This is a genomic window from Candidatus Poribacteria bacterium, from assembly GCA_016866785.1.
Lineage (GTDB): Bacteria > Poribacteria > WGA-4E.
Genome location: VGLH01000148.1, coordinates 1 through 9,071, shown reverse-complemented (window position 1 = coordinate 9,071; position 9,071 = coordinate 1). Strand labels below are relative to the sequence as shown.

At 65.7% G+C, this 9,071-nt stretch carries 5 protein-coding genes; all 5 read right to left on the bottom strand.

All coding sequences use genetic code 11. The annotated features are described in order from the left end of the window. Positions 1 to 3,344 (bottom strand): hypothetical protein (locus tag FJZ36_16435; GenBank protein ID MBM3216487.1); only part of this gene is annotated, 3,344 nt, incomplete at its 3' end. Positions 3,345 to 3,357: 13 nt separating this feature from the next. Further along, positions 3,358 to 4,077 carry a DUF4159 domain-containing protein gene (locus tag FJZ36_16430; GenBank protein MBM3216486.1) on the bottom strand — a complete coding sequence of 240 codons (720 nt, stop codon included), beginning with the start codon at positions 4,075 to 4,077 and terminating at the stop codon, positions 3,358 to 3,360. Further along, positions 4,044 to 6,251, bottom strand: coding sequence for a hypothetical protein (locus FJZ36_16425; protein ID MBM3216485.1), 2,208 nt, complete (start codon positions 6,249 to 6,251; stop codon positions 4,044 to 4,046). The genes FJZ36_16430 and FJZ36_16425 overlap by 34 nt, the downstream gene beginning before the upstream one ends. Positions 6,252 to 6,453: 202 nt before the next feature. Further along, positions 6,454 to 8,016, bottom strand: a complete 1,563-nt coding sequence (locus FJZ36_16420; GenBank protein MBM3216484.1) for a hypothetical protein — start codon at positions 8,014 to 8,016, stop codon at positions 6,454 to 6,456. A gap of 339 nt (positions 8,017 to 8,355) precedes the next feature. Continuing rightward, the coding region (locus FJZ36_16415) for a MoxR family ATPase (protein ID MBM3216483.1) at positions 8,356 to 9,071 on the bottom strand (716 nt) is incomplete at its 5' end.

The following is a 9,071-nucleotide window of genomic DNA, read 5'->3' as shown; positions in this document are numbered from 1 at the left end:
TCGAGCTCGCTGAGCTCGGAACGGAAGCGCTCGCGGATGCGGCGCCACTCGGCATCCTCGACGCCCTTCTGATCGTCGAACAATCGTCGAGCCGTCTGGGCTCTCCGGTCCTTGCCCGTCTCGCGCTGCTGCAGGGATTTCGAGCTCTCCAGCATACGCGTCTCGATCCGGCGCATCCGCTCCAGCACGTCCCGGTTCATCTGAGACGCCTGGAGCCGCCGTTCGACCTCCTGCATCTCGGGTCCGAGGTCGCCCAGCTCGCCGAGTACCTGCTCCATGCCTTTGAGACGCGACGCCAGGCGTTCGGTGGCTTCGCGGATGAGGGACTGCTCGAACGCCATGCGCTCCATCGTCTGGTCGCCGCCCGGCGTCTGTCCCTGACGGCGCATCTGTTCCATGATCTGCTCTGCCAGTCGGTTCAGGTCCGCCTGTCCCTGCGCGAGTCGGTCGAGCTGATCCATCATCCCCTGGAGCCCGGACTGCTGCATCTGCGCGTTCATGGAGTTGAGCGCATCGAGCATCCGCAGCGTGGTCGTGTTCAACGATCCCAGAGCCTGACCGAGAATCGGCACGGCGCGCTCCGTCTCGTTTGCCTCCAGCGCCTGGACCGCGCGCCTCGCTGCGTCGGACGCTTCCCGCAAGCCCCATGCGACCTCTAGCGGAACCCGAATCTCCTCCTCGCTGAGCGCTTCCAGCCGCCGGGAAACCTGATCGATGCCCTCGCGTAGCGTCTGCTCGCGGACCGCGAGCTGCTGCCGGACGGGGTTCGCCGAAGACGACGAGACGCCGCTGCGCGATTGATTCATCTGCGTCGCGCGGCGCAGCACTTCTTCTTGCTCTGCGGCGACGTGAAGCGTGTCGCGCACGGATGCCCGGAGCGCATCGGCGATGCGCTCTCCGTCTGCGCCCTGCATGAACTCGTTCGCGTTGTCCAGCCCTTGCCGCATCGCCTGGAGTTGTTGGAGCGCGGATGTAGCGGGTGGCTGTGCTTGCGCCGGATCGCGTTGCGCGAGTCTGCCCTGCGCTTTGGACAAGTCGCCAACCAGGTCCTGCGTCTGCGCCTCGTTGCGCAGTCTGTCGAGTTCGTCGGCAACCTGCTTCAGAGCCTCCTCAGAGGCGAGCTTGCCCTGGGCTAGCTCAACTTGGGCCAGCAGGTCTTTCGCGCCTTGCTCGACGCGGCTCTCATCGTCGGCAAGCTCCTGCGAGCGCTGCGCCTCTTGCGTTCCGGGGCGAGGCTTCCGATCGCCAACATCGCTCCGTAGAGCCTCCGTGCCTTCGACGACGATCCTTTGCTGCTCGACGAGCTCCTCCGCCATCCGAAGCGCCTTCTGCACCTCGCGCGAAGCGACAGCCTTCTCGAGCATGTCGATCATTTGCTCGATGCGCTGGCGGAACGCCTCCTGGTCGAAACTCGCCTCCATCAGCTTGCGGCGCTGCTCTCCCAGTTCCGTCGACTGCAGCGTCTCTTGCAGCTTCTTGAGCGCCTCCTTGAGTTGCTCGGAGGCGACTTCGTCGAGCAGGCGCTGCATTTCGGCGACCTTCGAGAGCGTCTCCGGGTTCATCAAGTCGTTCCGCTGGGCGGCGTCCAGCTCCTTGGCGACCTCGCGCGCGAGCTCCTCCCGACGCTGCTCAATATCCGCCTGGCGCTGGGCAGCCTGTTCGAGGTCCTTGCGGTCCCGCAGCGTCAGCTCCTGTTCCTTGCGCAGCTTGTCCACAATCGTATCGACCACGTCCTTGACCGCCTGTTGTTCCTCAGAGATCGACGCGAGCGCGTCGGACTGGCTCTGCTGGCTCGCGGCGAGCTCGTCGAACAGCTCCTCCATGGCTGGGAACCGTACCCGGTACGTCGGCGACACGGAGAACTTGGGCCCGGACACGGTGTCGTTGTCCCACGCCTCGACGTAGTAGCTCACGCTTTCGCCAGGGAATAGGTCCAGCGGGCCCAAGTCCCACGAATAAGCGACCTGCGCCACCGGCGTCGCTCGCCGATGCGATGCCATGACCACCGCAGCCGGCTGCGAGCCCTCCTCCTTGCTGTAGCGAAGCACGAACTTGGATACGCCGAAGTCGTCAACTGCTTCTGCCTGTAGCCCGAGCCGCATCGTCCGGTCGAGAGACGTGTCCGTGCCTGGGGCGGTGACGGTCAGTTCCGGCGGCGAATCGGGCACGGCGACGACGACGTAGCGCGGCGGGTCCGCGTGCGTGACTCCGTCGCTGCTGGTGAGCACCAGGGCATACCGATCACTGGCTGTGACGTCGGTTCCGCCAGTGAAGCTGCTGCCATCTACGGCGAGCTCGACGTCCTCCGTCTCATCGAAGTCCAGTCGAGCGGATCGCAGAGGAACCGCACTGGTTCCCTGCCAGTCCACACGCGTGCCGACCAGCGCGGTCACGTCGCCGTTGCCGTCCTCCAGCGCTCTGGACGCGACGCCGGAGTATTCCGGGAAGCGCAGGTGCACGCGCAGCGATTCCACGACAGGCGGCGAGGCGACGGAGAGCGCGAACTGCTCGGATGCTTCCTTGCCGGCGACCACTTGGTACTCGGTGGTCGAAACGATGTGCAGGATCGACGCTTCGTAGACTGCGCCGGACTTCTCCATGCGAAGGCTGCGCCAATCCGACTCGCCGGTCTCCCTGAATCGGAGGCTCACGTCGCCTGAATACGTACCGCGAATCAGAGCTCGCACGGGTACATCGCCGCCATGCTGGATCGCCGCGTTCCCGGGCTGAACCGACTCGATTGCGTAAGTGAACGACTCGGTCGGCGACTGCCACAGAGCTCGGATGCGATCTGCCGAAACGACGCCCGTCGCGCCGAGCCCAGCAACGATGACCGTCGCTACCAGAGCGAGCGAAACGCCTTGCAGTGCGTGCCGACGCTCCGCACTCAGCACCAGCCGACCATCAGCGGCGTTTGCCGCACGGGCTCCATCGTCGATGGCTGTGTTGAGCAGTCGAGAGTCGTATCCCAGGCGGTCGCGCGCGCGCGCATCCGCGTGTAGCTGCACGGCGGCGATGACGCGCGACTGCGCGTCGGGATCGGCGTCCTCGATTCTGCCGGCGAGGTCTTCTCGCGTCGGCACACGCAGCAGTCGACCCAGCCATTCGCGGGATGCCAGCCAGACGGAGCCAGCCGCCCATGCCGCCAGCCCCACCAGGCGCGCCCAAGGCGGTAGGAAGCTCCCGACCGCCACCAGGACCGCTCCTGCGACTGCCGTCGCCGCGCCCCACCGTAGGAGCCCAGCCATCAGACTCAGGGCCCATGCGGTGCGCCTGAGCGCGTCCAGCCGGCGCAGGACGTCGGCGATGGCAGTCGGATTCGTTTGGGCAAGCGGCTGTGACACGGTTCCCATCGCCTCAGTTGGTGAGAGCGTAGACGGCGATGTTCACCGCCATGCGAACGGCGGCTTCGCGTACGTCGTCGGGGTCTTTGTGGACCTCGAATGCTTCCAAACCGTCGCCGATATCGGCGCTCCATGCGTAGTAGACGACCATCCGACCGTTGTGGAACATGCCGAACCCTTGCGCCGGATCGCCGTCGTGGACGTGCACCTTCGGGAGACCGGGCAGTTCGTAGAAGCTGCGGTAGATCGCGTGCGCCGCCGGGATCGGCTGCATCGGCGAATTCGGGAGAACACGCGCGATCTCACGGCGGAAGCTCCGGTCGATCCCGTAGTCGTCATTGGCGAACAGGAACCCGCCTGTCGTGAGGAACTTGCGGAGCGCGGCGACCTCGGCATCCGTCAGTCGGAAGTTCCCGTGACCGTTGACGTAGAGGAAAGGCGTCTGGTAGAGCGTTCGATCCGTAAGCGCGACGACTCGCGCCTGGGTCTCGGTCGGGATGCCGACCCGTTGGCGTATCTCTCGGAGCCAGTTGGCGATTGACGCCGTGCTCGAATACCAGTCGCCGCCTCCGCCGTACTTGAGCTGCCCGATGGCGAAGGGCGTCTGGGCGACCGCGCCGCTGCTCTCGGAGAGGAGCGCGACGAGCACAGCGCACCGTACGAGGGTGTGGAGCGCGACTCGCCGATGGTGGCGTTCCGTCACACGAGGCCCTTCCGTTTGCGGATCGCCCATTCCGCTCCGAGCGCCAGCGCGACGGCGATCAACAGCAGCGGGGTGTCCCAGGCAGCTCGTCGGACGCGGAGAGTGCGCGTCTCGGTGCTCTCCTCCAGCAGCGGCGCGATCTCGTCCGTTTGGTTCAGCAGCACATAGCGACCGCCTGTGGAATCCGCCAACGTCTGGAGGCGGGCGTCGTCACGCGCCGGGCTCGCGAACTCCAGCTGCGGCGTTTCGACATCGACCGATGCCGAGTCGGTTCCCAGTGACACGCCCTGCGACGATGCCTCCGCTCGGAGTTCGTACGTACCCACCTTAGGAAGTCGCAGCAGGCCGACGAATCGGCTGGGCCGGTCGCGGTCGGGAGCCATCGGCACTTCGGCGCGGTCACCGGAGGGCTCCGTCACGGTGACGCGAACATGGGCGTCCGATGCGGGTTGGTAGCCGGCTCGATAGGTTATCACGGCGACCTCCGCGATTTCGCCCGCCTCGTACTGGAGCCTCGACAGGACCAGTGCGGTCTGCTTCACGTCGGATCGCGTCGCCAGCCAGCGAACGACCTGCGCCCAGAACCGGTCGTACGCCGTCGCAGCCGCGCCAACGCTGCCATCCTGTTTCGCGGCGAACGCCCATTGCCACAGCGCGTCGGTGGCGATGAGCAGCGACTTGCCGGCTCCGTTCCTCTCAAAGACAACGACGGGGCTCGCGCCGCCGTTTGCGGCGACCAGCACGGAGCTCCCGGGCTTTGGGCGCAGACCTGCGTACAGGCGGCTCCACAGGGGCATCTGTCGCCACAGCAGGTCGTTCGCCTCAGGAGTGTCGGCGAACTGCGTCGCCGGATGGTACCTGCCGTCCGCGACAAGCTCCGGCGCGAACTCCCCTGTCTGGATCGACGCACCAGACGTGGGAACCGTCACGGGCAGCAGCGACTCGAATGCTCCCGCTCCGAGCCGTCTCGAGAGCCATTGGGCTCCCGCCAGCCACGCGATCCCTCCGCCGCGTGTGCTGAGGAAGCTCTCCAGCGCGTCGCGCTGGTTCCGTGGGAGCAGGTACAGCGCAACGTCGCCGACGATGACCACATCGTATCGGCTGAGCTCGGCGGCGTTTGATGGCAGCGATGGCGCCGAATCGAGCAGTGGGTACCGTCCGGTCCGCGCTGGAGCGCTGTCTGCCGCGCGCGACACCGAAGGCGACGCAATGAGCAGGGGTGTCAGCTCGACTTCCGCCATCGCCGCGAGCGACCGACGCAGGAACGCGAACTCATGCCGAGGCGTGCCGTCGATGAGGAGCACGCGGATCTTGGCGGGAAGGACTCGGGCTCGGACGCTCTTCGCGTTGTTGTCGCGGGTCAACTCCTCGGATGCCGCCGGCACCGACGCCGTGAACCGTACGCCGCCTTCTCGCGTCGGTGTGACGCGGAACGACACGCTGGGGGTGCGGTTGGCGGTTGACGCGCGGATCGTCTCCACGACGAGCGGGCGGTTGTCTTGAAGGAGCGTCACCGAGATGGGACGGTCGAGATAGCCTTCTGCGCGGATGGTCGCGGTGAGTGTCGCCTCCTGATCGACGAACAGCACTGGCGGCGCAGATAGGTTCAGAACCGCAATGTCTTTCGGAGCCAATGGGCTCCCGACGCCGACTGGAAAGACCGGCGCTCCAGATGGGGTCTGCTCCGACGCATAGCCGACGTTCTGGGCTCCATCCGTGAAGACGATGACGCCTGCAATGGGCGTGCCGCGTGCGTCGGAGAGCGCGTGCTGTACAGCCCCAAGGACGTCCGACGCCCGTCCGTCAGGCGCAGCTTCCTCGCTCTCGCGTGCTGGGTGGAGCGCGTCGTCGAACGTGTAGCGACGGACATCGAATCGCGATGACAAGGCGTGCGAGAGCTGGTTAGCGGCGGCTTCCGAAGCGTCCCACCGGGTGGACGCTCCCTCGTCGGCGATCGACATGCTCTGCGAGCGATCCACGAGCACGGCGACACGAGCTCGGACCGGTTCCTCTCGTGTCTCGACGCGGCGCGGTTCCAACAGCGCCAACGCGAGGAGAGCCACGGCGGCAACGCGCAGGCAGATGAGCGCCGCGCGCGTCATCCCGGTGAGCGGACGGGGCAGGAGGATGTACGAGAGTACCGCCACGCATACGCCAACGACGAGCACGACGACGAAGGGAACGATGGATCGTTCGATGACCATGCAGTGGCGAGCCTAGAAGCGAGACGGTTCCAGCCGCGCAGGTATGTTACCGAGGCGCACAACGCCGGTCAAACTCGGAGCCGTGCCGACGTGGCGGGAAAGGGCGCAGAGCGGTCACCAGAGCGCATCCCGTGAACGGGCGGGTACAGACGACGGGGTCCGGCGCGAAGCCGGGCCCCGTCATGTGATGCACCTGATTCGCCTAGCGACGCCGCTTCTTCTTCTCCTCGTCGTCATCGCTGTTCGAGGACGACGAAGACGAGGAACTACTGCTGGACGAGGACTTCGACTTCACCGACGAGTCGTCGCTGGATCGGCGTCGCTTGTCGGAACTGCTCGAATCCGACGAGCTCGACCGGTTCGACGAGCCGGATCGGGAAGGACTGGAAGACACGCCGGAGCCTTCCGATGCGCTGCGTCGACGCTTCACCTCGTCCGAATCCGTCCCACTAGGAGCCACGGAGCGCGTTCGAGCCCGCTGGATCGAGTCGAGTAGATCCGATGCCTGCGACGACGGCGTGTCGGATCGGCGCGACTTCAGCGCGGAGCCCGGCACGGACGGTCCGCCCAAGGTCCGACGGTCTGGAGCAGCCTGCGGCGCGTCACGGCGCGACTTCGCGTAACCCTGAGACGCGACCGATGACGGCGCCGGAGATCGCTGATACGAGCTCATCGCCGAGGACACGGAATTCCTCAGTCGCACGGCTTCGTCCGGTGGACGGCGCAGCTTCGTATCGCGCCCACGCTCGTACTCGCTGCGGATCGTCTGGAGCTCGGGAGTCCACCGGTTCACGTAGCGAGTGCCTCGGGGCTCGTAGATGCTGTAGTGTCGGACGTAGACGGTTCGGGACGGGTACCGCGGGTACCACGTGTCGAACAGATACGACCGGTACTGACGGCGGATCGACACATACACTCGGTCCGTCACCGGGAAGTCCCAGAAGACGTAATAGCCATAGTCGGTAGGGAAGTAGAAGCTCCCCCCGTAGAAGTAGGTGTAGGTGTAGTCCCACCATGGGCGCCATTCGTAGACCGGCAGGTAGCGGCGGATCGCGCGGGTCTCGCGCTCGACGGAGAACGTTTCGACCTCGATGTAGTCCACGTCGATGCGCGTGCCGCCGTCGGCGACGACGTGCAGTTCCATCATGCCGTCGTCGTTCACGTAGCCGCGAGCGGGAACGCGGATCGTCTCGGATCGCCGGTCTTGGCGCAGGATGAACGTGTCGCCCTGGAGAGGTTCATCGGGATCGTTGGAATCGCCTCGTCCGGGCGTACGGATCCAGGCCCTACCAGCCATCGCGTCGCCGAGCTCGCGAACCGATCCCGTGCCCTCGTAGCGGATTCGGACACGTATCTGTCGAGCCCCACGTGGGACTCGGAAGAAGTAGATCGCGCTGGCGAGACCGAACTCGCGGTCCTCGTCGCGCGCTGTGTCGTCGTTTGCCCATGCAGCGACGCGCAATCCCTCGTCGAATACGGGACTGAGCGTCACCGTGGCGTTGCCGCGCTCCAACCAGTCGTCGACCTCGGCGGCGTTGCGTCGCTCACGCGTCAGTCGATCCGGCTGATACTCGTACTCGTAGTCGTATTCATAGGCGACCGGCAGGTTCCACCCGAACGAGAACGACCAATCGGCACGAGCCACCAGCGGCGTCAACGCCAGCAAAGCCACGACGACTCCGGCACTCAGCATCCGCCCAGCGGAGTCGATCCGTGGCGACTCGCCGATCTGGCTACGCCGATCCGCAAGAAGTGAAGTCGTCATGGGATATCCCCTCGATGTGGATGGGATGAACGGGCGGCTGTGCGCCCTGCGTGTGACCGTGAACCGGCTGGAAAATGGAAAAGGTAGCCTGCGTGCATCGCACCGTGCGATGACTTGTCGATAACGCAGGCTACCCCACTGTAAGTCAAGTGTCCGCCATTTTCAACAACCGACCTAGTGTTAGCAATCGGCGTGCCAGTTCCGGGGGTCAGACACCATCGACTCAGGAAAGCCATAAACGGCGGTATCTGAGGCATTGCCACCGGATGTCGTGCGTCGGTGGGTCGGCGGAAACCGTGGCAAAAACGCCACACTGGAGTGCGAACGACACACGGTTCGTCAGGCGTCAAGAACGGCATCGACGACGTCCCGCACGAGCGTGTCGGTCTCGACGCGGTCTGCAGCGCCCTCGAAGCTCAGGAGCAGTCGATGCCTCAAAGCCGGAAGGGCGACGGCTCGTACGTCCCCCAGCGACACGTTGAGGCGTCCCTCCGCGAGCGCGCGAACCTTGCTGGTGTGCTCGATGGCTTGCGCGCCGCGAGGGCTAGCTCCGAACGCGACGTACCGCCGAACCGAGTCCGGCGCTCGCTCGTCGGTCGGATGCGTTGCCATGACCAATCGCACGATGGCACCTCGGACAGTGGAGGCGACTGGCACCATCCGGGCAAGGCTCTGCATGCGGAGCACGTCGTCCCCGGAGAAGATGGGTTCCGGCAGCGGTGCGGGTCCAGCCGTCGTCGTCTCTAAGATTTGCTGCATGACCTCGGCGGTCGGGAACGGCACACGGATCTTTAGCTGGAACCGATCGAGCTGGGCTTCAGGCAGCGGATACGTTCCCTCCATCTCCAGGGGGTTCTGAGTGGCGAGCACGAGAAACGGTGCGGGCAGAGCCCGTGTCGTGTCCCCTTCCGTGACGTTTCGCTCCTGCATCGCTTGCAGCAGCGCCGACTGGGTCCTCGGCGTGGCGCGATTCACCTCGTCCGCCAAGAGGATATTGGTGAAGACGGGCCCGGGCTGGAACTCGAAGCGCCTTCCGCCGGAGTCGTCGTCTACCA